The organism is Streptomyces sp. YS415, from assembly GCF_023544665.1.
GTDB lineage: Bacteria > Actinomycetota > Actinomycetes > Streptomycetales > Streptomycetaceae > Streptomyces.
Genome location: NZ_JAMJFL010000002.1, coordinates 254,966 through 279,011 on the forward strand (window position 1 = coordinate 254,966; position 24,046 = coordinate 279,011).

General features: G+C 71.2%; 22 protein-coding genes. 14 read left to right on the forward strand and 8 right to left on the reverse strand.

The window, feature by feature from the left end:
• The first annotated feature begins 80 nt into the window (after positions 1–80).
• Positions 81–1,475 (forward strand): polysaccharide deacetylase family protein, encoded by a 1,395-nt coding sequence (locus tag M8H82_RS04220; RefSeq protein WP_250070989.1) that lies wholly within the window; start codon positions 81–83, stop codon positions 1,473–1,475.
• 3 nt (positions 1,476–1,478) lie between these two features.
• On the opposite strand, the gene M8H82_RS04225 is transcribed toward M8H82_RS04220, so the two are convergent.
• Together M8H82_RS04225 and M8H82_RS04230 are read right to left on the reverse strand one after the other, a co-directional pair.
• Positions 1,479–3,452 (reverse strand): glycosyltransferase, encoded by a 1,974-nt coding sequence (locus M8H82_RS04225; RefSeq protein WP_250070991.1) that lies wholly within the window; start codon positions 3,450–3,452, stop codon positions 1,479–1,481.
• Entirely contained in the window at positions 3,449–4,720 is a 1,272-nt protein-coding gene (locus M8H82_RS04230; protein ID WP_250070993.1) for a nucleotide sugar dehydrogenase, read from the reverse strand. The genes M8H82_RS04225 and M8H82_RS04230 overlap by 4 nt, the downstream gene beginning before the upstream one ends.
• A gap of 289 nt (positions 4,721–5,009) precedes the next feature.
• Between M8H82_RS04230 and M8H82_RS04235 the strand changes: the two genes are divergently transcribed.
• Positions 5,010–6,431, forward strand: a complete 1,422-nt coding sequence (locus tag M8H82_RS04235; protein ID WP_250070994.1) for a cellulose binding domain-containing protein — start codon at positions 5,010–5,012, stop codon at positions 6,429–6,431.
• Positions 6,432–6,443: 12 nt separating this feature from the next.
• Here the strand turns inward: M8H82_RS04235 and M8H82_RS04240 are convergent, their stop codons facing one another.
• On the reverse strand, positions 6,444–7,334 hold the full coding sequence (locus M8H82_RS04240) for a hypothetical protein (RefSeq protein ID WP_250070996.1): 891 nt from the start codon (positions 7,332–7,334) through the stop codon (positions 6,444–6,446).
• A 74-nt stretch (positions 7,335–7,408) separates the two neighbouring features.
• On the opposite strand from M8H82_RS04240, the gene M8H82_RS04245 reads away from it, so the two are divergent.
• The 4 genes from M8H82_RS04245 to glmM all read left to right on the forward strand — a co-directional run bounded on the left by M8H82_RS04245 (position 7,409) and on the right by glmM (position 11,342).
• Positions 7,409–8,593 carry a glycosyltransferase family 87 protein gene (locus M8H82_RS04245; RefSeq protein WP_250070997.1) on the forward strand — a complete coding sequence of 395 codons (1,185 nt, stop codon included), beginning with the start codon at positions 7,409–7,411 and terminating at the stop codon, positions 8,591–8,593.
• 203 nt (positions 8,594–8,796) lie between these two features.
• Positions 8,797–9,240, forward strand: coding sequence for a 50S ribosomal protein L13 (gene rplM, locus M8H82_RS04250; RefSeq protein WP_250070999.1), 444 nt, complete (start codon positions 8,797–8,799; stop codon positions 9,238–9,240).
• 42 nt (positions 9,241–9,282) lie between these two features.
• The gene (gene rpsI, locus M8H82_RS04255; RefSeq protein ID WP_250071000.1) at positions 9,283–9,795 is read left to right on the forward strand and encodes a 30S ribosomal protein S9; all 513 of its coding nucleotides are present in this window, start codon (positions 9,283–9,285) and stop codon (positions 9,793–9,795) included.
• 188 nt (positions 9,796–9,983) lie between these two features.
• Entirely contained in the window at positions 9,984–11,342 is a 1,359-nt protein-coding gene (gene glmM, locus M8H82_RS04260; RefSeq protein WP_250071001.1) for a phosphoglucosamine mutase, read from the forward strand.
• 69 nt (positions 11,343–11,411) lie between these two features.
• Here glmM and M8H82_RS04265 read toward each other — a convergent pair whose 3' ends face one another.
• Positions 11,412–12,353 carry a DUF389 domain-containing protein gene (locus M8H82_RS04265; RefSeq protein WP_250071002.1) on the reverse strand — a complete coding sequence of 314 codons (942 nt, stop codon included), beginning with the start codon at positions 12,351–12,353 and terminating at the stop codon, positions 11,412–11,414.
• Between the two features lie 18 nt (positions 12,354–12,371).
• Positions 12,372–13,340: a type I pantothenate kinase gene (gene coaA / locus M8H82_RS04270; protein ID WP_250071003.1), complete on the reverse strand. Its 969-nt coding sequence runs from the start codon at positions 13,338–13,340 to the stop codon at positions 12,372–12,374.
• Between the two features lie 183 nt (positions 13,341–13,523).
• Here coaA and M8H82_RS04275 point away from each other — a divergent pair, with 183 nt between their 5' ends.
• The 3 genes from M8H82_RS04275 (at position 13,524) to glmS (ending at position 17,267) form a co-directional block, all read left to right on the forward strand.
• The gene (locus M8H82_RS04275; RefSeq protein ID WP_250071007.1) at positions 13,524–14,528 is read left to right on the forward strand and encodes an ATP-binding cassette domain-containing protein; all 1,005 of its coding nucleotides are present in this window, start codon (positions 13,524–13,526) and stop codon (positions 14,526–14,528) included.
• A 2-nt stretch (positions 14,529–14,530) separates the two neighbouring features.
• Positions 14,531–15,340, forward strand: coding sequence for an ABC transporter permease (locus tag M8H82_RS04280; protein WP_250071008.1), 810 nt, complete (start codon positions 14,531–14,533; stop codon positions 15,338–15,340).
• Positions 15,341–15,419: 79 nt separating this feature from the next.
• Positions 15,420–17,267, forward strand: coding sequence for a glutamine--fructose-6-phosphate transaminase (isomerizing) (glmS, locus tag M8H82_RS04285; protein ID WP_250071009.1), 1,848 nt, complete (start codon positions 15,420–15,422; stop codon positions 17,265–17,267).
• Between the two features lie 37 nt (positions 17,268–17,304).
• Here the strand turns inward: glmS and M8H82_RS04290 are convergent, their stop codons facing one another.
• Both M8H82_RS04290 and M8H82_RS04295 read right to left on the reverse strand, forming a co-directional pair.
• Complete coding sequence (locus M8H82_RS04290) at positions 17,305–18,738, reverse strand: NAD(P)H-hydrate dehydratase (RefSeq protein ID WP_250071010.1); 1,434 nt, start codon at positions 18,736–18,738, stop codon at positions 17,305–17,307.
• 22 nt (positions 18,739–18,760) lie between these two features.
• Positions 18,761–19,132, reverse strand: coding sequence for a holo-ACP synthase (locus M8H82_RS04295; protein ID WP_250071011.1), 372 nt, complete (start codon positions 19,130–19,132; stop codon positions 18,761–18,763).
• A 97-nt stretch (positions 19,133–19,229) separates the two neighbouring features.
• On the opposite strand from M8H82_RS04295, the gene M8H82_RS04300 reads away from it, so the two are divergent.
• The 5 genes from M8H82_RS04300 (at position 19,230) to M8H82_RS04320 (ending at position 23,374) form a co-directional block, all read left to right on the forward strand.
• Complete coding sequence (locus M8H82_RS04300; protein WP_250071015.1) at positions 19,230–20,093, forward strand: L,D-transpeptidase family protein; 864 nt, start codon at positions 19,230–19,232, stop codon at positions 20,091–20,093.
• A 62-nt stretch (positions 20,094–20,155) separates the two neighbouring features.
• On the forward strand, positions 20,156–21,343 hold the full coding sequence (gene alr / locus M8H82_RS04305; protein WP_250071016.1) for an alanine racemase: 1,188 nt from the start codon (positions 20,156–20,158) through the stop codon (positions 21,341–21,343).
• Positions 21,344–21,364: 21 nt separating this feature from the next.
• The gene (locus tag M8H82_RS04310; protein WP_250071018.1) at positions 21,365–22,582 is read left to right on the forward strand and encodes an alpha/beta fold hydrolase; all 1,218 of its coding nucleotides are present in this window, start codon (positions 21,365–21,367) and stop codon (positions 22,580–22,582) included.
• Positions 22,554–23,060 carry a tRNA (adenosine(37)-N6)-threonylcarbamoyltransferase complex ATPase subunit type 1 TsaE gene (gene tsaE, locus M8H82_RS04315; RefSeq protein ID WP_250071027.1) on the forward strand — a complete coding sequence of 169 codons (507 nt, stop codon included), beginning with the start codon at positions 22,554–22,556 and terminating at the stop codon, positions 23,058–23,060. The genes M8H82_RS04310 and tsaE overlap by 29 nt, the downstream gene beginning before the upstream one ends.
• 155 nt (positions 23,061–23,215) lie before the next feature.
• Positions 23,216–23,374 (forward strand): hypothetical protein, encoded by a 159-nt coding sequence (locus M8H82_RS04320; protein WP_250071028.1) that lies wholly within the window; start codon positions 23,216–23,218, stop codon positions 23,372–23,374.
• 16 nt (positions 23,375–23,390) lie between these two features.
• On the opposite strand, the gene M8H82_RS04325 is transcribed toward M8H82_RS04320, so the two are convergent.
• A complete protein-coding gene (locus M8H82_RS04325) occupies positions 23,391–23,942 on the reverse strand; it encodes a hypothetical protein (RefSeq protein ID WP_250071030.1) in 552 nt (183 codons plus the stop codon).
• Positions 23,943–24,046: the final 104 nt, after the last annotated feature.

A 24,046-nucleotide genomic window follows, 5' to 3' on the forward strand; every position in this document is an offset into this window, starting at 1 on the left:
GTCTCATTGAACACATGAATAAGTGAACGCTTTTGACGAACGAGGGCACTTTGAGAAGAGGTAAAAGGGGCGCCGCTCCGATGGGGCGGCGTTCCGCGCTGCGGGCCATGGGGTTCGGGGGCCTGGTCACGGTGGGCGGGATAGGCGCCCTGGCGACCGCGGACGCGGCACCCGCCGAGGGCCTCGGGGTGCCGCCGTACGCGCCGACGGGAGTGCGGCCGCGCTATCGCCGGGCCACCTGGAGCCAGCAGTTCCAGTCGGGGCACGGCTGGACGGCGGGCGGCGCGGGGACCGCCTCGTCGAACCCGGCCGACACCGATGTCTTCACCCGGGGGACGTCCTCGGTCCGGGTGACCACCGCGGGCAGCGGGGTGCAGTCCTACGTCCGCAAGACCGGCATGACCGCCATGGATCTCAGCGGCAAGATGATCCGGCTGATCTTCCGGGTCTCCGACGCCGCCCACCTCAGCCGGATCGTCTTCTACCTCGGCAGCTCCGGGCTGAAGAACGCCTTCAGCTGGCGGGTGCACACCCACTCCGGCACCGGTGCCAACTACGTGCAGTCCGGGGAGTGGGTGACGGTCCACCTGCAGTGGGCGGACGTGGCCGCCGCGTCCGGCACGTACACGCTCTCCGCGACGGGCGCGCCGTCGGTGCGGAACGGCTTCACCGACATGTCGTTCGCGGTCTACGACGACGCGGCGGCCCCGGTGACGTACCACCTGCAGGCGGTCGAGCTGGTGCCCGACACCGAGTCCGTCTTCCCCAAGGGTGTCGTGTCCATCACCTTCGACGACTCGCACAAGTCGGTGCACGACCTGGCCCGCCCGGTCATGGACCCGTACGGCATGCCGGGCACGCTCTACAACATCGCCGACGTGATCGGCACCGGCTCCTTCGTGACCCTCGGCCAGATGCGCTCGCTGCAGGACTCCTCCGGCTGGGAGATGGCCGGGCACTCCTATGCCAACGCCACGCACACGGCGAGTTATCCCAAGCTCACCGCCCAGCAGGTCGACGCGGATTTCGCGAAGCTGCGGGAATGGCTCGTCGGCAACGGATTCACCAGTGAGCACTTCGCCTATCCGCACGGCGCATTTCAGAAGACCACCGACGGGGTGCCCGTCGATCTGCTCGCCGCCCGCCACTTCACCACCGCGCGCTCGATCATTTCCGAGACCATCGAGAGCTTTGCGCCGGCCATGCCCTACCGGCTCAAAGCACTGACCGGAATCACCGACGGAACGGGAATCGGCGGCACCGCGCTGAGCAAGGTGATCGGTGCGGGCGGAGCGCTGGACCGCTGTGCGGGGAGCGGCAGTTGGCTGATCCTGTGCCTGCACAAGATCGTGGCCGGGACACCGGCGGCGAGCACCGAGATCAGCCAGGCCGGCCTCCGCACGCTGATGGCGGAGATCGACAAGCGCGAGATCGAGGTGCTCACCGTCCAGGAGGCCATGGCGTACTACAGCTGACGGCTAGCGGCGGTCACCGAACCAGTCGTCGTCCTGCTGCTGCGGGACGTACGGCTGGTTCTCCGGCGGCCACTGCTGTTGCTGCTGGGGCGGCTGCTGCTGTTGCTGGTACGGACCCTGCGGCTGCTGCGGGATGTGCGGGACGTACGGCTGCTGGCCCTGGCCCTGGTGTCCCTGGTGGCCTTGCCACTGGTCGTACCCCTGCTGCTGCGGCTGCTGGTGGTGCTGCGGCTGCTGGTACGGACCCTGCGGCTGGCCGCCGTACGGCTGGGGCTGCTGCTGGTACTGCCCTTGCTGCGGCTGCTGCTGGTGGTACTGCGGCTGCTGGTGCTGCGGTGTGACGTAGCCCTGCGGGGGGATCGGTTGCGGCTGCGTCACGCCGTTCCACGCCACCTGCTGCTGGGGCGCGTTGCGGCCCATGTCGTGCAGCTCGCCCTGGGTGTGCCCGGTGTAGGCCTGGGCCATGCCATTGCGGTTGCGCGGGGAGGCGTGCGGGGCCGTACGGGCCAGGGCGATGCCCTCCAGGCGCATCATCTCGATCGTGGAGGAGACCTGCTGGGACGAGTACTCGTCCTCTTCCTCGTAGACCGCGGAGACGTCCTGCTCGTGGTCGCCGGCGACGGAGACCTCGACGCCGCCCTGACGGGTGCCCCAGCTGCCCTTGTGCAGGGTGACCAGCGCGTAGAAGCGCAGCGGGGTCAGCAGGAGCAGCTGGATGACGCCGTACAGCGGGGCCAGCAGGAACATGCCGAAGCGTCTGATGAAGCCCATGCCGCGGCGGGGGAAGTCCAGGTACCGGACGTTGCGCAGGTACCCCATGAGGACCATGAAGACCAGGTAGTCGCCGATGTGGTTGACGAACCGCTCCGGCTGCATGATCGGCAGGATCACCATGGAGTAGAACATCGCCGAGCCGAAGACCAGCCACAGCGCCAGTTCCATGCAGGTCAGCCAGAATGCGGGCCGGAACTTCTTCTGGTTCTTGAAGGCCCACAGGGACTCGCGGAAGAAGGACTTGTTCCAGCGGACCTGCTGGCGCAGGAAGTGCGGCAGCTTCTCGGGGACGGCGGTGTAGCCGACGGCCGTCTCCTGGAAGACGACCTGGCCCTCCATCAGGCAGTAGTTCGTCATGCGCCGGTCGTCGCCGAAGACGGCCGGCTTGCCGAGGAACTGCTGGTTGAGGAAGTCCGGCAGGTACTTGCGCACCAGCGTGCCGCGGTACACCGAGAGCGCGCCGCAGCAGCAGAGCACCGACTTCAGCCGGGAGTACGCGGCCCGCTCGAACAGGAACGAGTTGCCGTACCGGAGGTCCTGCAGGCGCGTGAAGATGTTGCTGTCGTGGTTGAGCGCGAGGACCATGCCCGTGGAGGCCATGATCTTCGGGTCGGCCATGGGCAGCAGCAGCTCACGGACGGTGTCCCGGGACAGGATCGTGTCCGAGTCCACGCACAGGAACAGGTCGGTGTACGGCGCCGCCTCGAAGCCGAGGGCGAGGGCCTCGCGCTTGCCCTTGTTCTCGGGCTGCACGCTGACCGTGTACTTCACGCCCTGCGCCTCGAACTCGCGGCGCATCTTCTTCGCCGCCTTGATGCCGGAGTTGTCGGCGCTGGCGTCGTCGATGATGTGGATCTCGTTGGGGAGCCGGCTCTGCGCGAGAAGGCTGCGCATGCCCTGCTCGAACATCACCGGGTCCTCGTTGTAGATCGGGATGACCGCGGTGACCCAGGAGTTGTCCAGCAGCATCAGCTCCTCGCGGTCCGCCTTGGCGGGCCGGTAGAAGAGTGCGCCGAACATCTTGAGGGCGAGCAGCCCGAGCGCGCCGAACGAGTAGTAGTGGAGCGAGTCCGGGTCGAGCTTGGTGAGGATGACGGCGGCGATGGCGAGGAAGAAGAAGTACGAGACCTTCAAATGCCGTCGGCGCTTGTGACGGCGGCGGCCGTCGGTGTCGACGGCCCCCGGTATGTAGGTGTCGGTCACAGCTTGACCACCTGGGGATGGTCGGCCGACCTTCCGCGCGTGTCGAAGAGCAGGCGGCACCGGTCGGCCAGGGCGTCCAGGTCGATTTCGCTGTGCTGCTGGAGAAGGATGGTCAGGTCGGCGTCGGCCGCACCGGCGAGGTAGTCCTCGACCCGGGGCACGGGAGTGCCCTCGACGGTCCAGCCCTCGACGCGGGGGTCGTAGTAGGCGAGGTCGGCGCCACGCTCGAGCAGCAGCTCGGCCACGTCCACCGCGGGGCTCTCCCGCTGGTCGGAGATGTCCGGCTTGTAGGTGACGCCGAGCAGGAGGACGCGCGAGCCGCGGATCGGCTTGCCCTGCTGGTTGAGCAGGTCGGCCGCGCGCGAGACGACATGGGCGGGCATCCGCTGGTTGATCTCCTGGGCCAGTTCCACGAACCGGAACGGTATACCGAGCGAACGCACCTTGTAAGAAAGGTAGTTCGGGTCGATCGGGATGCAGTGACCGCCGACGCCGGGGCCCGGGTAGAAGGGCGCGAAGCCAAAGGGCTTGCTGGAGGCGCAGCGGATGGAGTCCCAGAGATCGACACCGATCTCACGGCAGAACATCGCCATCTCGTTGACGAGCGCGATGTTCACGTGCCGGTAGGTGTTCTCCAGCAGCTTGGCCATCTCGGCTTCACGTGTGCCCTTGGCCTCCACCACGCTGCCCACGAAGCGCTCGTACAGCGCGCGGGCCGCCTTGGTGCAGTCCGGGGTGGTGCCGCCGACGACCTTGGGCGTGTTCTCCAGGCCGTAGACCGGGTTCCCCGGGTCGATGCGCTCGGGGGAGAAGGCGAGGTAGAAGTCGGCGCCCGCCTTCAGGCCGCCGGCCTCCAGGCGCGGGCGGACGACCTCGTCGGTGGTGCCCGGGTACGTCGTGGACTCCAGGACGACCAGGGTGCCCGGCTTGAGGTGGGCCGCGATGTCCGCGACGGCGGAGTCCACCGCGCCGAGGTTGGGCGCGCCGTGCTCGGTCAGCGGGGTCGGCACGCAGATGACGACGGCGGCCGCGTCCTCGATGACCTCGGGCGAGGAGACCGCGCGGAAACCCTGGCCGAGCATGGCGCGGACATCGGCGTCGCTGATGTCGTCGACGTGCGAGGACCCCGAGTTCAGCCCCTGCACCACTGGCTGGCTGCGGTCCAGGCCCACGACCTTGAGGCCGGAAGCGCTTGCTGCCCGGGCAAGGGGCAGCCCGACATAGCCGAGCCCGATGATCACGAGATCGACAGTGGTGTTTCGGTTCACGGCAATACTTCCCACCCCGGCGCCACCCAGGCCCCCCGGCCCGGGCGCACAGTCATCCATCGAATACAGGAGCGAGAAGGCTAACAGCGACCACACATGTGTTCACAGCGCGCACACCGTCTTTATTGTCACTTGAGCCGCGTACAACCCTTACGCATGGTCATGAGTCGGCTCGTTTGTCGTCGGATTCCGCTTCATACCGACCCCTGGTGCCGGACCCGGCGACGGGTACCCTCTTGCCGATTCCATCCGCCGGGCGCACGCCCCGCGCCCCCTGAAGGAGACCTACGTGGCGTCCCGTCGTCAACCCCGTCGGCGTAGTGGCATAGCCCGCGCCTTCAAGGTCCTGCTCGTGGTGGCTCTCCTCGCCGGCGGTGTGCTGGCCGCCAAGCCGCTGTGGAACCACTTCAACCCGGAGGACCCCGAGCTCACGGTCCGCTACCGGACCGAGACCTCCGCCGAGTCCGACGCGGTCCGCCCGTGGCTGGAGGTCTTCAACACCTCCGAGCAGCCGGTCCCGCTGAGCGAGGTCGCCCTGCGGTACTACTTCGCGGCCGACGACGACGCCTCGTACGGCTTCAACTGCGTGGACGCCGCCATCGGCTGCGCGAACCTGACCGGTTCCGTGGTCGCCATGGACGCGCCGCACGAGGGTGCCGACCACTACCTGGAGCTGGGGTTCACCGAGAAGGCGGGCGTGCTGAAGCCCGGCGCCAACAGCAAGGGCCTGGAGATCCAGCTCTACCGGACCGACCACAAGCCGGTCGACCAGGACGGTGACTGGTCCTACGACGCCTCGAAGAAGACGTACCAGGAGTCCGACCGGATCCCCGCCTACAAGCGCGGCGCCCTGGTGTGGGGCGAGGAGCCCGGCGGCAAGGACGGCAAGACCTCCGCGAAGCCCGTGTCCCGGACGGTGCCGGAGCTGCCCGAGGGCGGCTTCTTCGACGACTTCAACTACCGGGGCCCGAAGGACACCGCGCTGTTCAAGCACGGCTGGCTGGTGCGCACCAGCGAGGGCGGCCCCGGCATCGAGGGCACCTGGTCCACGAAGGGCGTCACGTTCCCCGGCGACGACGAGGCGCTCGGCGGACAGGTCCTCAACCTGCGCGCCGCCACCGACGGCACGGAGGGCGGCACCCAGCAGGCGGCCCTCGGCACGAAGGAGGCCAAGTTCCGCACCGGCACCTACGCGGCCCGGATCCACTTCACCGACGAGCCGACGACCGGTGAGAACGGCGACCACATCAACCAGACGTTCTTCACCATCGGCGGCTCGGGCAGCAAGTACGCCGAACTCGACAACGAGTACATGCCGAACGGCGGCTGGGGCGCGCCCGGTCCGAAGCTGGACACCACCACCTGGCGCAACGCCGACGAGGGCGACCGGGTCACCAACAAGACCGAGAAGAGCATCGCCGGCTGGCACACCATGCTGATCACGGTCGACAAGAAGTCCGTCACCTACAGCATCGACGGCAAGACCCTCTACCGCAGCGGCGCGGACTACGCCCCGCGCGCCGACATGGCGATCAACTTCAACACCTGGTTCGTGGACCTGCCGTTCGCCGGCGACCGGGCCTGGGACATGAAGGTGGACTGGGTCTACCACCAGGCCGGCGAGAAGCTCACCGCCGAGGAGGCCGAGCAGGCCGCCGAGGAGTTCCAGGGCAACGGCGTCGGCTGGTTCGACACCCTGCCGGCCTCCTGAGGGCCCGCCCGCCTAGCCCGCCTGTGCCGCCGCCGACGCCTGGGCCTCGCCCCGGCGGCGGATCTGGTTGAAGGTGAACGTCTGGAGGTCGTCGTCGGCCGAGAACACCTCGGTGTCCTTGGTCGTGACGTCCTTGCCGCTGGTGAATCCGGTGACCGTGAAGTAGGCGTAACGGCCGTTGGCATTGCGCGTGGTGCGGCAGACGGCGCCGCTGCAGAAGGGCTTCACGCCCTTGCCGGCCAGCGCCTTCACGATGCTCTTGTCGTCCGTCTGACTCTTGGCCTTGGCGGCCTGGGCCGCGGTGTCGAACACGGCCACGCCGACCGTGACCGCGACACCGTCGTGGACGTAGGTGACGCGCATCAGCCGGGTGCAGTCGTTGGCGTCGAGGATCTTCGGCAGGGTCTTCAGGGCGGCCGAGGAGCAGTCCTCGGTGTCGGCCGTCGCACCCTTCTTGTAGACGGTCTCGCCCACCGTCAGCCGGGTGCCCGGGAAGAGGGTCTCGGGGCTGAGCGGTGCGGTGTCCTTCTTCGCGCTGGCGATGAAGTCGTTCGGATCCAGCGGAGGCGGCGCGCTCGTCGGCTCGAAGGACGGCGCCGGGCCCGTGGACCCGCTCGGTATCTCGGCGGTCGCGGGAAGCTGCGCGCTCGGCTTGCCGGAGGTCTCGTCGCTGCCGTTCGCCGACACCACGGCCACCGCGACCGCCGCGGCCACGCCGACCGTGGCCAGCGCGCCACCGCCGATCAACAGCAGCCTGCGCCGCTTGTTACGGGACTCGGACGCCTCGGCGAGCGCGGCCCAGTCCGGGGTCTGGCTGTCGCCGCCGCTGTTCCACGGCTGCTGGGAATGCGGTTTCCAGGGGTCCCACTGGGACTGGGGTCCCCCCTGCTGCCCGAAGCTCATGGGCCGCATCTTAGACGGGGCCCGGGGTGTGCCGTTCCGCCTCAAGAGGCCCCGGGGCGCCTAGCGTTGCGCCGATGAGCGAGCGCAAAAGCGACATCTCCGGGTGGTTGGTACGACCCGCGTCCTGGCACCTGTGGGCGCTCCTCGCGGCCGTGCTCGGCGCCACGACGGTCCGCACCACCCGCGTGACCAGGGACGGCGGCATGGACAACGCCATCGTGGTGCGGGCCGCGCGCACCTGGCTGGAGGGCGGCTCCCCCTACGACGATCCGCACTTCCTCTACCTCCCGGGCGCTGTCCTGGCCGCCGCCCCCCAGGCCCTCCTCACCCCGGCCGCGCTGCGCGTCCTGGTCCCGCTCGCGGTCACCGCCTGCCTCGCCGCGGGCTGGGCCTGCGCCCTGCTGCTGCACCGGGTCCCGCTCCGCAGCCGCCTGGCCGCCCTGGGCCTGGCCGGCCTCACCGCAGGCTTCGCCCCCTTCGCGCACCTGATCCTCCTGGCGAACTGGACGGCGACGGCGGCGCTCGCCCTGCCGCTGGGACTGCTCCTGGCGAGCCGGGGCCGCTGGGCGGCGGCCGCCGCGGTGCTCGGCACGGCCATCGCGCTGAAGCCGGTCCTGGTCCCGGCGGCGCTGCTGTTCGTCTTCGCCGGACGGTGGCGGGCCCTCGCCCTGCTGATCGCGCTGCCCGCCACGGCGTCCGCGGTCGCGGCCCTGCTCCTGCCCGACCCCACGGGCTTCTTCACCCGCACCCTGCCCTTCCTGCTGCGGGGCGACGACGACTTCGTACGGCTCTACGAGGCCTCCCCGGCGGCCGTGCTGCCCCGGCTCGGGGTACCGCAGGGGCCGGCCGCCCTGCTCGCCCTGCTCGCGGCGGCCGCCGGCGTGGCCTGCGCGTACCGGCGCTGGCGGCGCGCCGACGCCGGGCCGCTCAGGTTCACGGAGACCGCGGCGGCCCTGATGCTCTCGGCGTTCCTGGTGTCCAGGCCGTCGTACGACCACTACCTGGTGATCGTCGTGCCGCTGCTGCTGGCTTCTCTTCCCTGGGCCGGGTCGGTGGCCCGCTCGCCCTGGTTCTGGCTGGCTCTGGTGCCCCAGCTGCCGGGGCTGAGCTGGCCCTATCTGGAACCGGTGCAGCGGCGGGCCTTCAAGGACGCGCTCACGCTGTGTGTGCTGGCGTGCACGGTCGCCGGGCACGGCTGGGAGGGGCGGCGCGAACCCGGGGTAAAATCGTCTCCGGTTCAGGCAGCGACCTCGTTTTGACCCTTCCGGGGCAGCACAGGTATTCTGCCTGTTCGTTGTGTATTGGCTTGCTCATTCTCACGGGACGGGCCCTTACACCGGTCCACCGGGCCGATGACCAGCGACCTGCACGCGGTTTGCGTCAACCGCAGTGTGGTCAGGGCTGTCGTGATCGTTTCGGTGACCTGTTCAGGACCATTCACTCGAAGCGAAGGCTACGAACCGTGCGTACGTACAGCCCCAAGCCCGGCGATGTGACGCGCCAGTGGCACGTCATCGACGCCCAGGACGTTGTCCTCGGCCGTCTCGCCACCACCGCAGCGACCCTCCTCCGGGGCAAGCACAAGCCGATCTACGCCCCCCACGTCGACACCGGTGACTTCGTCATCATCATCAACGCCGACAAGGTGCACCTGTCCGGCAACAAGCGGACCCAGAAGATGGCGTACCGCCACTCCGGTTACCCGGGTGGTCTGCGCTCGGTCCGTTACGACGAGCTGCTCGACAAGAACCCCGAGAAGGCCGTCGAGAAGGCCGTCAAGGGCATGCTCCCCAAGAACACTCTGGGCCGTCAGATGCTCTCGAAGCTGAAGGTCTACAAGGGTGACCAGCACCCGCACGCTGCCCAGCAGCCGGTGCCGTTCGAGATCACCCAGGTCGCGCAGTAAGTCCGGCCACCCCCTAAGACCGAACAGAATCTGAGGAGAATCGTGGCCGAGACCACTGCCGAGCAGCCGCTCGAAGAGCTTGACATCGACAGCTACACCACCGAGTCCGAGGTCCCCGTCGAGGGTGAGTACACCTCGGAGTCCATGGCCTCCCGCTTCGGCGAGCCCCAGCCGGCCGCCGGCCTGGGCCGTCGCAAGAACGCCATCGCCCGCGTCCGGATCGTCCCGGGCACCGGCAAGTGGAAGATCAACGGTCGCACCCTCGAGGACTACTTCCCGAACAAGGTGCACCAGCAGGAAGTCAACGAGCCCTTCAAGGTGCTCGAGCTCGAAGGCCGTTACGACGTCATCGCCCGCATCGCGGGTGGCGGTGTCTCCGGTCAGGCCGGTGCGCTCCGTCTCGGTGTCGCCCGTGCGCTGAACGAGGCCGACGTCGACAACAACCGCGGCGCCCTGAAGAAGGCCGGCTTCCTCAAGCGCGACGACCGTGCGGTCGAGCGCAAGAAGGCCGGTCTGAAGAAGGCCCGCAAGGCTCCGCAGTACAGCAAGCGTTAAGCTTCGCTGCCTGCAGCGCGTACTCGCACTTCAGCAGTACGTTCGAACGCCCCGGCGGCACGCCACAGTGCCGCCGGGGCGTTCGTTTATCACGGTCTTGGGCGTATAACGGCACAAGACGTTCAAAGACTGATGTGATCGCATGATCGTGGGCGATCCCCGGAAGTGACGCTTCATCAGGAGGACAAGTGGGACGACTCTTCGGCACGGACGGCGTGCGCGGTGTCGCCAACGCGGATCTGACCGCCGAGATGGCGCTCGGTCTGTCGGTCGCGGCGGCCCACGTGCTGGCCGAGGCGGGCTCCTTCGCGGGCCACCGCCCCACCGCGGTGGTCGGCCGGGACCCACGCGCGTCCGGGGAGTTCCTGGAAGCCGCCGTGGTCGCCGGTCTGGCGAGCGCGGGCGTCGACGTGCTGCGGGTCGGTGTCCTGCCGACGCCCGCCGTGGCGTATCTCACCGGCGCGCTCGGCGCGGACCTCGGCGTCATGCTCTCCGCCAGCCACAACGCCATGCCGGACAACGGCATCAAGTTCCTCGCGCGCGGCGGGCACAAGCTCGACGACCAGCTGGAGCAGCGGATCGAGGCCCTCTACGAGGAGCACCGGCGCGGTGAGCCCTGGGAGCGGCCCACCGGCGGGGGCGTCGGCCGGGTCCGGGAGTACGACGAGGGCTTCGACAAGTACATCGCCCACCTCGTCGCCGTCCTGCCCAACCGGCTGGACGGGCTGAAGATCGTCCTCGACGAGGCGCACGGTGCCGCGTCCCGGGTGTCGCCGGAGGCGTTCTCGCGGGCCGGCGCCGAGATCGTCACGATCGGGGCCTCGCCGGACGGGCTCAACATCAACGACGGCTGCGGCTCGACCCACCTCGACCTGCTGAAGGCCGCCGTGGTCGAGCACGGCGCGCACTTCGGCATCGCCCACGACGGCGACGCCGACCGCTGCCTCGCCGTGGACCACACCGGCGAGGAAGTGGACGGCGACCAGATCATGGCCGTCCTCGCGCTGGCGATGCGGGAGCGCTCCGCGCTGCGCGCCGGGACCGTGGTGGCGACCGTGATGTCCAACCTCGGCTTCAAGCTGGCGCTGGAGCGGGAGGGACTGAAGATCGTCCAGACCGCGGTCGGCGACCGGTACGTGCTGGAGGAGATGAAGGAGCACGGGTACGCCCTGGGCGGCGAGCAGTCCGGGCACGTGATCATCCTCGATCACGCGACCACCGGTGACGGCACGCTGACCGGCCTGATGCTCGCGGCCCGGGTCGCGGAGACCGGGCGGTCGCTGCGGGAGCTGGCCTCGGTGATGGAGCGGCTGCCGCAGGTGCTGATCAACGTGCCCGACGTCGATCGGTCGCGGGTGACGACGTCCGGGGAGCTGGCGGCCGCTGTCGCGGACGCGGAGGCGGAGCTGGGGTCCACGGGGCGGGTGCTGCTGCGGCCCTCCGGGACCGAGCCGCTGGTCCGGGTGATGGTGGAGGCGGCGGACATCGATCAGGCGCGGGCTGTGGCCGGGCGGCTGGCCGATGTCGTGAAGTCGGCACTGGGCTGAGCGTCTGCGGGGGGCTGTTGTCGGCCGGCTGCGGCGCCGTCGTGGCTTGTCGCGCAGTTCCCCGCGCCCCTAGGTGGGTGTGCCTGCCCGGCGCCTTGAGTGTGCCCAGAACCATTTCTGGGCCAGCAATGTCATCGTGCCCGCCAGGACGATGCCCAGGAGGTTCAGCAGGAGCTGTTCCGTCGAGCCCCAGGTCTGCTTCATGTCGCCGAAGCTCAGGGCCACCGCCGCGTTGGCGGCCGCCGGGACCGTGGTGACCGAGATGGCGACGCCCACCAGGGCGCCCGACTTGGACGAGGTCAGCGAGAGGGTGCCGGCCACGCCCGCCAGGACCGCGACGATGAACGAGAACCAGTCGGGGGCGTAGACGAAGCCCGTCTGGGGGCGCTCGGCGTCCAGTTGCTCCCTGCTGAACAGGTCGATCGCGTCCATGAAGTGGCTGAAGCCGACCGTCACCGCCATGGCCACGGCGAAGCCGACGACCAGCGCGGTCAGTGACCGCAGGGCCAGCCGCGGGGCGCGCTGCACCAGCGCGGTGCTGATGCCCGCGAGCGGGCCGAACTCCGGGCCGACGGCCATCGCGCCCACGATCAGGATGGCGTTGTCCAGCACCACACCGCAGGCCGCGATCATGGTGGCGAGCGTGAGGAACGCGAGGTAGGTGACGGAGAGCGTCGACTCCTCGTGGGTCGCGTCCGTCAGGTGCTCCCACAGGACCGCGTCCGCGCCCTCGCCGGGGGCGTCCTTCTCGGCCTTGTCCGCGCGCTTGGACAGCGAGAGGTCGATGTTCTCGACGGCGATCGAGCCGCAGTCCTCGATGTCCAACCGCTGGAGGCCGCTGAGGAGTTCGTCGCCCGCCTCGCGCGCCACATCGCACATGACGACATCGCCGGCGGGGGTGCGGGCGGCGCCCTTCAGCACCACGAGATGGGTGGTGCCGACGGTCGACTCGATCAGGCCGACCACCGCGTCCGTCTTGTCGGGTGGTGTGATCAGGCGCAGATGCAGCATGGGCGCCTTTCTATCAGCTCACAACTTCCGCAGGCTCAGCCGCTGCACTTTGTGGTCGGGGCCCTTGCGCACGACGAGGGCGGCCCGGCCGCGGGTGGGGGCCACGTTCTCCACCAGGTTGGGCTTGTTGATGGTCCGCCAGGTCGTCCGGGCGTAGTCCAGTGCCTCCTCCTCGGAGACCTGGGTGTACCTGCGGAAGTACGAGGACGGGTTCTGGAAGGCGGTGGCGCGCAGCTTCTTGAAGCGGTTGAGGTACCAGCGCTCGATGTCCTCGGTGCGGGCGTCGACGTACACGCTGAAGTCGAAGTAGTCGGCGAGGCCGACGCGGGTGCGGCCGTCCTTGCCGGGCAGGGCGGGCTGCAGGACGTTCAGGCCCTCGACGATCAGGATGTCCGGGCGGCGGACGGTGAGCCTCTGGTCCGGGACGATGTCGTAGATGAGGTGGGAGTAGACGGGGGCGGTGACCTCCTCCTTGCCCGCCTTGATGTCGGCGACGAAGCGGGTGAGGGCGCGGCGGTCGTACGACTCCGGGAAACCCTTCCTCGACATCAGGCCCCGGGCCTCCAGTTCCTTCGTCGGCAGCAGGAAGCCGTCCGTGGTGACCAGCTCCACGCGCGGGTGCTCGGGCCAGCGGGAGAGCAGTGCCTGGAGCAGACGGGCGACCGTGGACTTCCCGACCGCGACCGAACCGGCGACCCCTATGACGAAGGGCGTGCCGGACTGGGAGCCCTGTTCGCCGAGGAAGGTGTTGAGCGCGCTTCTGAGGCCGTCCGTGGCGCCGACGTAGAGATTGAGCAGACGGGAGAGCGGGAGGTAGATGTCCCGCACCTCGTCGAGGTCGATGACGTCGCCGAGACCGCGCAGCTTCTCGACCTCCTCGGCGCTGAGCGGCAGCGGCGTCTTGTCGCGCAGCGCGCTCCACTCGGCTCGGGTGAGGTCGACGTAGGGAGACGCCTCCGGCCTGGGCCGGTGGGCGCTCCGGGGCATCGGGGAGACCGGAGAGATCACAGTCCATTGTTACGGGCGTACGAACGGACGGCGGGGTGGGATCCGTCACGCGCCGGGGATTTCCGGGCGAATCGGACAGAACGGGGAATGTCAGTGGCGTGCGTCACAGTTGTGGAAGAGGTGGACCCGGGCCGGGGTCCACCGATCCCCGAGGGGTGACCCATGACGTATGCGATTGAGGCGGAAGGGCTGGTCAAGCGGTTCAGGGAGACCGAGGCGCTGGCCGGGGTCGATCTGGCGGCCCGGCAGGGCTCGGTGCTCGGGCTGCTGGGGCCCAACGGCGCGGGGAAGACGACGGCCGTGCGGATCTTCGCGACGCTGCTCCGGCCGGACGGCGGCCGGGCCCGGGTGGCCGGGCACGACGTGGTGCGGGAAGCGGGGGCCGTACGCGCGCTGGTCGGCCTGACCGGGCAGTACGCGGCCGTGGACGAGAACCTGACCGGCACGGAGAACCTGCTGCTCATCGGCCGTCTGCTGGGCCTGCCGCGGCGCGAGGCGAAGGCGCGGGCGCGGGAACTGCTGGACCGCTTCCAGCTGACGGACGCGGCCGGGCGGGCGGTGAAGACGTACTCCGGAGGCATGCGACGGCGTCTCGACCTCGCCGCGAGCCTGGTGGGCCGGCCCAGCATCCTCTTCCTCGACGAGCCCACCACCGGTCTCGACCCGCACAGCCGGGGCGAGCTGTGGGACCTGCTGCGGGGCCTGGTCGCGGACGGCGCGACGGCCCTGCTGACCACGCAGTATCTGAACGAGGCCGATGTGCTCGCCGACGACATCGTGGTGATCGACAAGGGCCGGGTGATCGCCGAGGGCACCCCGGACCAGCTGAAGTCCCAGGTCGGCGGCCAGGTGCTGCAGGTGCGGCCCCTGGTCGCGCGGGAGCTGGGGCGGGTGCACGCGCTGGTGGCGCAGGCGGCCGGCGCCCGGGCCCAGATCGAGGGCGGGACGGTCACGGCCCCGGTGAAGGACCCCGAGCTGATGCCGGCCGTGGTCCGCACGCTCGACCGGGAGGGCATAGCGGTGGGCGAGCTGGCGCTGCGCCGCTCCTCGCTGGACGAGGTGTTCCTGGCGCTGACCGGCCACCGCGCCGAGCCGGAGGGCGCACCGGAGGAGGACGGCGGCGCGTCCGTCCGCGAAGGCGCCGAGCTGGAGAAGGCGGTGAACTGATCATGGCCGCCACCACCGTCACCGCGCCCCTCACCGCCTCGGGCCGGGTGCGGCCGCTCGCCGGTCTGCGGCAGACCTTCACCATGGCCTGGCGGAGCCTGGTCGCGGTCAAGCACAACCCGCTCGAACTGGTCGACTACAGCATCACGCCGATCATGTTCGTGTTCCTGTTCACCTACGTCCTGGGCGGACAGATGGCCGGGTCGCCCGAGGCGTATCTGAAGTACGCGCTGCCCGGGATCATCGTGCAGAACACCCTGTTCATGACGATGTACACGGCGATGGCGCTCAACACCGACCTCACCAAGGGCGTCTTCGACCGGCTGCGCAGCCTGCCGATAGCCCGCTCGGCGCCGCTGATCGGGCGGATCACCGCCGACCTCGCCAAGCACCTGTGGGCGCTGCTGCTGATGATCGGGCTCGGGCTGCTGCTCGGCTTCCGGGTGACGGGCGGGTTCGACGGATTCCTGCTCGGCACCCTGCTGGTGATCGTGTTCGCGGCGGCGGTGTCGTGGTGCGCGGTGCTGATCGGGATGCTGGCGGGGGACGCGGAGAAGGTGCAGGCGTTCGCGTTCACGCTCATCTTTCCCATCACCTTCACCAGCAGTGCGTTCGTCCAGGTGGACACGATGCCGGGCTGGCTCCAGGCGTGGAGCGACGTGAACCCGGTGACCCATCTCTCCGACGCCTTCCGGGGGTTGCTGCTCGGCGGGCCGGTGGCGGAGCCGGTGCTGTGGTCGCTGCTGTGGGCGGCCGGGATAGCGCTCGTGTTCTATCCGCTGGCGATGAGGGCGTACCGGGCGAAGGCCTGAGGGGACAGGGCGCGAAAATTTCCGAAATCGGGCACGTAGTGACCGCTTCGGCGATCGTTTCGATCGTAGGCTGCCGTTCATGTGCGGAATCGTGGGATACGTGGGGTCGCAGTCGGCGCTCGATGTCGTGATGGCCGGGCTGAAGCGACTGGAGTACCGGGGCTACGACTCGGCGGGCGTGGCCGTGCTCGCGGACGGCGGCCTGGCCGCCGCGAAGCGGGCCGGCAAGCTCGTCAACCTGGAGAAGGAGCTGGTCGACCGCCCGCTGCCGAGCGGTTCCACCGGCATCGGGCACACCCGCTGGGCGACCCACGGCGGACCCACGGACGCGAACGCGCATCCGCACCTGGACAACGCCGGCCGCGTCGCCGTCGTCCACAACGGCATCATCGAGAACTTCGCCGCGCTGCGCGCCGAACTGGGAGAGCGGGGCCACGATCTGGCCTCCGAGACGGACACCGAGGTGGTGGCGCATCTGCTCGCGGAGGAGTTCTCCTCCTGCGCCGACCTCGCGGAGGCGATGCGGCTGGTGTGCCGGCGGCTGGAGGGGGCGTTCACGCTGGTCGCGGTGCACGCGGACGAGCCGGACGTGGTCATCGGTGCCCGCCGGAACTCGCCGCTGGTGGTGGGCGTGGGGGAGGGCGAGGCGTTCCTCGCCTCCGACGTGGCCGCCTTCATCGCCCACACCCGCTCCGCGATCGAACTGGGCCAGGACCAGGTCGTGGAGCTGCGCCGGGACGGCGTCACGGTGACCGGCTTCGACGGCAGCCCGGCCGAGGTCCGCTCCTACCACGTCGACTGGGACGCCTCGGCCGCCGAGAAGGGCGGCTACGACTACTTCATGCTCAAGGAGATCGCCGAGCAGCCCAAGGCCGTCGCCGACACCCTGCTCGGCCGCATCGACGGCTCCGGCTCGCTGACGCTGGACGAGCTGCGGATCCCGGCGGGCGAACTGCGGGAGATCGACAAGGTCGTCGTCGTGGCCTGCGGTACGGCCTTCCACGCGGGGCTGATCGCCAAGTACGCCATCGAGCACTGGACGCGGATCCCCTGCGAGGTGGAGCTGGCCAGCGAGTTCCGCTACCGGGACCCGATCCTGGACGCGCGGTCCCTGGTCATCGCGATCTCCCAGTCAGGCGAGACCATGGACACGCTGATGGCGCTGCGGCACGCCCGTGAGCAGGGCTCCCGGGTGCTGGCGATCTGCAACACCAACGGCTCGACGATCTCGCGCGAGTCGGACGCGGTGCTGTACACGCACGCGGGGCCGGAGGTGGCGGTCGCCTCGACGAAGGCCTTCCTGACCCAGCTGGTCGCCTGCTATCTGGTGGCCCTCTACCTGGGCCAGGTGCGCGGCACCAAGTGGGGCGACGAGATCCGGGCGGTGGTGCGGGACCTGGCGGAGATCTCCGGCGCGGTGGAACGCGTCCTGGAGACGATGGAACCGGTGCGCGCGCTGGCCCGCTCGCTGGCCGCCAAGGACACGGTCCTGTTCCTGGGCCGGCACGTGGGCTACCCGGTGGCGCTGGAGGGCGCCCTGAAGCTGAAAGAGCTCGCCTACATGCACGCGGAGGGCTTCGCGGCGGGGGAGCTCAAGCACGGGCCGATCGCGCTGATCGAGGAGGACCTGCCGGTCGTGGTGGTCGTCCCGTCACCGCGGGGGCGGTCGGTCCTGCACGACAAGATCGTCTCCAACATCCAGGAGATCAGGGCCCGGGGTGCGCGGACGATCGTGATCGCGGAGGAGGGCGACGAGGCGGTGGTCCCGTACGCCGACCATCTGATCCGGATCCCGGTGACGCCGACGCTGCTGCAGCCGCTGGTGGCGACGGTGCCGTTGCAGGTGTTCGCGTGCGAGCTGGCGACGGCCCGGGGCAACGAGGTGGACCAGCCCCGGAACCTGGCCAAGTCGGTGACGGTCGAGTAGCTCCCCGCCGGAGGGCCGGGGTCGCCCGACGCGGATGTCACCCCCGCACGTCCCGCCACGCCCGGGCGATCCCCTCCGCCACGTCCTGCGCGCCGACCGGCGCCCCGTCCGCCGCGTACCGTCCCGCCAGGCCGTGCAGGTACGCGGCCACGCTCCCCGCGTCCCGCGCCGAGAGCCCCGCGGCCAGCAGGGATCCGGACAGCCCCGACAGCACGTCACCGCTGCCCGCCGTGGCCAGCCAGGACGTGCCGGTCGCGTTCACCCGGACCGGCGTCCCCGGCTCCGGGTCCGCCACCAGCGTCGTCGACCCCTTCAGCAGCACCGTCGCCCGGTACCGGGCCGCCAACTCCCGTACCGCCGACAGCCGGGACTCCTCGACCTCCTCCCGCGAGACGCCCAGGAGTGCCGCCGCCTCCCCGGCGTGCGGGGTCATCAGGGTCGGTGCCGTGCGCTCCCGTACCGCCTGACGGTCCGCCAGGCGCAGCCCGTCGGCGTCGATCAGGAGCGGTACGTCCGCCTCCAGCACCTCCGCCACCGTCGCCGCGTCGTCCCCGGCGCCCGGGCCCACCACCCAGGCCTGGACCCGGCCGGCCTTCCGCGGCCCCGTGTCCGAGACGAGGGTCTCCGGGAAGCGGGCGAGCACCGCGTCCCCGGCCGGGCCGACGTACCGCACGGCTCCCGCACCGCCGCGCAGCGCGCCCGCCACCGCCAGCACCGCCGCCCCCGGGTACCGCGCGGACCCGGCCGCGATGCCGACCACACCGCGCCGGTACTTGTCGCTCTCCGCCCCCGGCACCGGCAGCAGCCGCGCCACGTCCGCGTGCTGCAACGCCTCCAGTTCGGCCTCCTCCGGCAACTCCAGGCCGAGGCCGACCAGCCGGACCGCACCGGCGTACTCCCGCGCCGGATCGATCAGCAGGCCCGGCTTGTGGGTGCCGAAGGTGACGGTGAGGTCGGCGCGGACCGCCGGGCCCCGCACCTGGCCGGTGTCCGCGTCGACCCCGCTCGGCAGGTCCACGGCGACCACGGCGGCCCGGGACCGCGCGGCGGCCTCGGCCAGCGGTGCCGCGTCCGGGCGCAGCCCGCCCTTGCCGCCGATCCCGACGATGCCGTCCAGCACCAGGTCCGCCCGGTCGATCAGCGCCGCCGCACCGGCGGTCCCGGTCACGCCGCCGCCCGCCCTGCGCAGGGCCGCGAGCCCGCCCGCGTGGGCCCGCTCCGGCGCCAGCAGGACCGCCGTCACCCCGGCTCCGCGCCGGGCCAGGCGGGCGCCGGCCAAGAGCGCGTCGCCGCCGTTGTCGCCGCTGCCGACCAGCAGCACGACGCGGCTGCCGTAGACCCGGCCGAGGAGGTCCGCGCAGGCCGCGGCGAGGCCCGCCGCCGCCCGCTGCATCAGCGCCCCCTCCGGCAGCCGCGCCATGAGGTCCCGTTCCGCCGCCCTGACCGTCTCCACCCTGTACGCAGTACGCATACGGTCGAGTCTCTCGCGGCCCTCAGCCTTCCGCGACCACCACCGCGGAGGCCACCCCCGCGTCGTGACTGAGCGACACATGCCAGGACCGCACGCCGAGTTCCGCCGCCCGGGCCGCCACCGTCCCCGTCACCCGCAGCCGCGGCCGGCCGCTGTCCTCGACGAAGACCTCCGCGTCCGTCCAGAGCAGGCCCGCCGGGGCGCCCAGCGCCTTGGCGAGCGCCTCCTTCGCCGCGAACCGCGCCGCGAGCGAGGCGACCCCCCGCCGCTCCCCGCTCGGCAGCAGCAACTCGCTGTCCAGGAACAGCCGTCGGGCCATGCCGGGCGTGCGCTCCAGGGAAGCCGCGAAACGGTCGATCTCCGCCACGTCGATACCGACCCCGATGATGCTCATGCCGAGCACCCTACGACCGGGACCGTGGTGCGTACGTCCGGGTGACCCCGCCGCGCGGCACGCTCCGGGCGGTCCGGGTGCGCGGTTCGCTGATCGCATGATCAGCTCGCGTATGGCATGGCGGGGTGTGGCGGTGGTGATGGCCGCGGTGTGTGTGCTGCCGGCGGGGAGCGCGGCCGGGGCGCCGGGCCCGGAGGGGGAGTTGGTGCCCGGGGTGGCGCCCAGGACGTGGGTGACGGACACGCCCGACCAGGTCCTGCCGCCGGTCGTGTACACGCCCAGCGCCCAGGAGGACGCCGTGGAGCCGCCGGAGGCCGCCGAGGGGGCCTACGACCCGGTCGAGTACGTGCCCCTCGGGGACGCCGTCGCACGGGTCTCGTGCAGCAAGCGGACCGGGCCCTATCAGCGGCAGGTCGAACGGTGGCTGAAGCTCAAGGTGGACGGCAAGCAGTCCGCCGCCGACTGCCGGGCCATCCGGGCCTTCCAGGTCAAGCACCGGATCAAGCCCGCCATCGGCTTCGCCGGGCCCGTCACCTGGGCCACCATGCAGCTCCTCGGCGCGCGCCAGAACCCCAACGCCGCCGGGAAGTGCCCGGTGCGGTCGTACCGCGTCGCCTGCGTCGATCTCGGCCGCCAGCTGACCTGGGTACAGAAGGGGAAGAAGGTCGTGTACGGGCCGGTCCCCATGCGCAGCGGCCGGGCCGGGTACCGGACCCGCACCGGATGGCACAAGGTCTACTGGAAGCACAAGAACCACGTGTCCACGCTGTACCACCAGCCCATGCCCTACGCGCAGTTCTTCAGCGGCGGCCAGGCCTTCCACGCCGTCTACGGGTCGATCTTCACCACCGTCGGCTCCATGGGATGCGTCAACCTGCGCCTCGGCGACGCCCGCAAGCTGTGGAAGGTGCTGAAGACGGGAGACCGGGTATACGCCTGGGGCCGCCGCCCCGGCACCTAGGACCCGGCCCGCCACCGGGGCTCGACCGGCCTGCCGGACCCCTCTGAGAGACTGGGGGCGCCATGACTGAAACTGCTGCCCTGCGGACCGCGCCCCTGCGGGCCCGCGCCGAGATCGATCTGGCCGCCGTGCGGGCCAATGTGCGGGCCCTGCGCGCCCTCGCGCCGGACGCGGCCCTGATGGCCGTCGTGAAGTCCGACGCGTACGGCCACGGCGCGCTGCCGTGCGCCCGCGCGGCCGTCGAGGCGGGAGCGACCTGGCTCGGCACCGCCACGCCCGAGGAGGCGCTCGCGCTGCGGGCGGACGGGCGGCTGCCGGACGACGTCCGGATCATGTGCTGGCTGTGGACCCCGGGCGGGCCCTGGCGGGAGGCCATCGAGGCCCGCCTCGACGTCTCGGTGAGCGACCCGTGGGCGCTGCGCGAGGTCACCGCGGCGGCCCGGGCGGCCGGCCGGCCGGGCCGCGTGCAGCTCAAGGCCGACACCGGCCTCGGGCGCGGCGGCTGCCAGCCCGGCGGCGACTGGGCCGAGCTGGTCGGGCAGGCGCTCGCCGCCGAAGCGGACGGACTGCTGAAGGTGACCGGCCTGTGGTCCCACCTTGCCTGCGCCGACGAACCCGGCCACCCCTCCATCGACGCGCAGCTCGCCCTCTTCCGCGAGATGACCGGGTACGCCGAGGAGCGGGGCGTGCGCCCCGAGGTGCGGCACATCGCCAACTCACCGGCCACGCTCACCCGCCCCGACAGCCACTTCGACCTGGTGCGGCCGGGCATCGCGGTCTACGGCGTCTCGCCCGGCCCCGAGCTGGGCAGCCCCGCCGACTTCGGGCTGCGGCCCGTGATGACGCTGTCCGCGTCCGTGGCGCTCGTCAAGCACGTGCCCGGCGGGCACGGCGTCAGTTACGGGCACACCTACACCACCGCCGGTGAGACCACCCTTGGGCTGATCCCCGTCGGGTATGCGGACGGTGTCCCGCGGCACGCCTCCTCCGCCGGCCCCGTGCTGGTCGGCGGCAAGTGGCGGACGATCGCGGGGCGCGTCGCGATGGACCAGTTCGTCGTGGACCTGGGGGGCGACGAACCCGAGCCGGGTGCGCGCGCGGTGCTCTTCGGGCCCGGTGACGGCGGTGAACCCACCGCCGAGGACTGGGCGCAGGCCGCCGGCACCATCGCGTACGAGATCGTCACCCGGATCGGCACCCGTGTTCCCCGGGTCTATGTGAACGAGAGCCAGACTGACGGCCAGCAGTAGTCCGGCGAAGAGGAGCGGTACGTGAGCGAGAGCAGTGCGGAGGCCGTCGTGGCCGTCGCCTCCGCCGGCGCCTGGCGCCGCGCGACGGGACTCGCGGGCGCCGCGATAGGCGTGGTCGCCGCGGGCGCCGCCGCCGGGGTCGCCATAGAGCGGCTCACCGTCGGCCGGGGGATGCGGCAGAAGGCCCGTCTCGCGCTCGACTCCGCGGGCCCTTACGGTGCGCTGCGCGGCATGCCCGGCAAGGCCGTCTCCGATGACGGCACCGAGTTGTACTACGAGGTCGACGACGTCGAGCCGGAGGGCGGCTCCGCCCCTCGCCGGCGCCGCCTCTTCGGACGCAAGGCCCCGGCTCCCGTCACGGTCGTCTTCAGCCACGGCTACTGCCTCAGCCAGGACTCCTGGCACTTCCAGCGGGCGGCGCTGCGCGGCGTCGTGCGGACCGTGCACTGGGACCAGCGCAGCCACGGCCGCTCCGCGCGGGGCGCCGCGCAGGTGCGGGACGGGGTGCCCGTCGACATCGAGCAGCTCGGCCGGGACCTGAAGGCCGTCATCGACGCGGCCGTGCCGGAGGGGCCGATGGTGCTCGTCGGGCATTCCATGGGCGGGATGACCGTCATGGCGCTGGCCGACCAGTTCCCCGAGCTGATCCGGGAGCGGGTGGTCGCCGTCGCCCTGGTCGGTACGTCGTCGGGGCGGCTCGGCGAGGTCAACTTCGGGCTGCCCGTCGCGGGCGTCAACGCGGTGCGGCGCGTGCTCCCCGGTGTGCTGAAGGCGCTGGGGCAGCGGGCGGAGCTGGTGGAGAAGGGGCGCAGGGCCACCGCCGATCTGTTCGCCGGGATCATCAAGCGGTACTCGTTCGCCTCCCGGGACGTCGACCCGGCGGTGGCGCGGTTCGCCGAGCGGATGATCGAGGGCACGCCGATCGACGTGGTCGCCGAGTACTACCCGGCCTTCGCCGACCACGACAAGACCGCGGCGCTCGTCCACTTCGCGGACCTGCCGGTGCTGGTGCTGGCCGGGGTCAAGGACCTGGTCACGCCGAGCGAGCACAGCGAGGCCATCGCCGATCTGCTCCCCGACGCCGAACTGGTGCTCGTGCCGGACGCCGGGCACCTGGTGATGCTGGAACACCCGGAAGTGGTCACCGACCGCCTCGCCGACCTGCTCACCCGCGCGGGGGCGGTGCCCGCGGGCGCTACCGTGGGTGGCTATGGAAGCAGTACCGCACAACCAGGCTGAGACCGAGCTGACGGTCACCTCTCCCGAGCAGATGCGGGAGCTCGGCCGCCGTCTCGCCAAGCTGCTGCGCGCCGGGGACCTCGTGATGCTCAGCGGGGAGCTCGGCGCGGGCAAGACGACCCTCACCCGGGGGCTCGGGGAAGGGCTCGGGGTCCGGGGCGCCGTCACCTCGCCGACGTTCGTGATCGCGCGCGTCCATCCGTCGCTCGGTGCCGGTCCGCCGCTCGTCCACGTCGACGCCTACCGCCTCGGCGGCGGGCTCGACGAGATGGAGGACCTCGACCTCGACGTCTCGCTGCCGGACTCCGTGATCGTCGTGGAGTGGGGCGAGGGCAAGGTCGAGGAGCTGACCGACGACCGGCTCCAGATCGTCATCCACCGGGCCGTCGGCGACACGACCGACGAGGTGCGGCAGGTGACGGTGACCGGGCTCGGGGAGCGCTGGGCCGAGGCGGGTCTGCCGGCGCTGTCCGCCTGAGCCCCGCCGGGGCCTCCGCGAACGAGGTCTCCATGAACATTCCGACAAGACGTCGGCAAGATATTGCGTTCGCCGTCCCGGGCGTGGTCACATGGTACCCAGCCCGTAGTTAGGTGTGCCTAACTACGTCTGCCCGCGGCTCCCAGGAGGCGTCCATGTCGGTCACGGAACGGGACGCGACGCAGCCGCGTCCGCTGCCCGGAGTGTCCATGCGCGACCTGCTGGCGGCATGCGCCGCGGCAACCGCCGTGTCCACCCCGCCCCGCGCCCCGGAACCGAAGGCTCCGCAACAGCGGGAGCGCAAGGCGGCCTGAGGGGCGGCGGCTCACGTCAGCGGATCACGACGACCTTCTGCCCGATCGTCGCGAAGTCCCACATCGCGTCGCCGTCCGGCCGGGTCTCGCGGATGCCGCCCGTGCGCGCCGCCGTGGCCGCCTCGGCCGCCTCGTCCACCGCCGCGCTGAAGCCGATCGCCACCCCGTTCACGCTGGTGAAGCGGACCACGTGCTCGACCGGGACGCCGTCCGTTCCGGTGATCGCGTTCGAGCGGGAGGTGACCCGGTAGACGCCCGGCGCCGGATCCACCGTGCCGGGGTCCACCACGAAGGTGCGCCTGACCTCGTCGTCCGCGCCGACCAGCCACACCCGGTCGTCGTCCACCGAGTACACCACCCGTTCACCCTTGCCGGACCCGGCGGGCAGCGCGGCCGGGTTCTGCTGGTCGCGGGGAGCCTTGGACGCCGCCGCCGCGGGGGTGCTGCCGCCGCCGGGGCGGCCCAGGTCGGCCGGGACGTTCGCCGAGGCCTGGTAGGCGAGGTAGCCGACGGTGACCAGGGCCGCCGTGGTGAGCCCGGCCACGAATCCGGAGCTGCTGCTTGCCACCGTCGCCCACCTCTTCGTCGTACGTCGTGCCTCCCGGCGACCGTAGCAGTCGGTGACCGCTCCTCCCGGGCGGCCGTGCGGCGGCGCGGGGAGCCGTAGGCTGT

Coding starts and splice junctions, on each gene's coding strand:
- M8H82_RS04320 (WP_250071028.1), top strand. CDS start 23,216: ATGTCGGTCACGGAACGGGACGCGACGCAGCCGCGTCCGCTGCCCGGA.
- tsaE (WP_250071027.1), top strand. CDS start 22,554: ATGGAAGCAGTACCGCACAACCAGGCTGAGACCGAGCTGACGGTCACC.
- M8H82_RS04275 (WP_250071007.1), top strand. CDS start 13,524: ATGACGTATGCGATTGAGGCGGAAGGGCTGGTCAAGCGGTTCAGGGAG.
- M8H82_RS04245 (WP_250070997.1), top strand. CDS start 7,409: ATGAGCGAGCGCAAAAGCGACATCTCCGGGTGGTTGGTACGACCCGCG.
- alr (WP_250071016.1), top strand. CDS start 20,156: ATGACTGAAACTGCTGCCCTGCGGACCGCGCCCCTGCGGGCCCGCGCC.
- M8H82_RS04300 (WP_250071015.1), top strand. CDS start 19,230: ATGATCAGCTCGCGTATGGCATGGCGGGGTGTGGCGGTGGTGATGGCC.
- glmS (WP_250071009.1), top strand. CDS start 15,420: ATGTGCGGAATCGTGGGATACGTGGGGTCGCAGTCGGCGCTCGATGTC.
- M8H82_RS04295 (WP_250071011.1), bottom strand. CDS start 19,132: ATGAGCATCATCGGGGTCGGTATCGACGTGGCGGAGATCGACCGTTTC.
- M8H82_RS04290 (WP_250071010.1), bottom strand. CDS start 18,738: ATGCGTACTGCGTACAGGGTGGAGACGGTCAGGGCGGCGGAACGGGAC.
- M8H82_RS04265 (WP_250071002.1), bottom strand. CDS start 12,353: ATGCTGCATCTGCGCCTGATCACACCACCCGACAAGACGGACGCGGTG.
- M8H82_RS04240 (WP_250070996.1), bottom strand. CDS start 7,334: ATGAGCTTCGGGCAGCAGGGGGGACCCCAGTCCCAGTGGGACCCCTGG.
- coaA (WP_250071003.1), bottom strand. CDS start 13,340: ATGCCCCGGAGCGCCCACCGGCCCAGGCCGGAGGCGTCTCCCTACGTC.
- M8H82_RS04280 (WP_250071008.1), top strand. CDS start 14,531: ATGGCCGCCACCACCGTCACCGCGCCCCTCACCGCCTCGGGCCGGGTG.
- M8H82_RS04220 (WP_250070989.1), top strand. CDS start 81: ATGGGGCGGCGTTCCGCGCTGCGGGCCATGGGGTTCGGGGGCCTGGTC.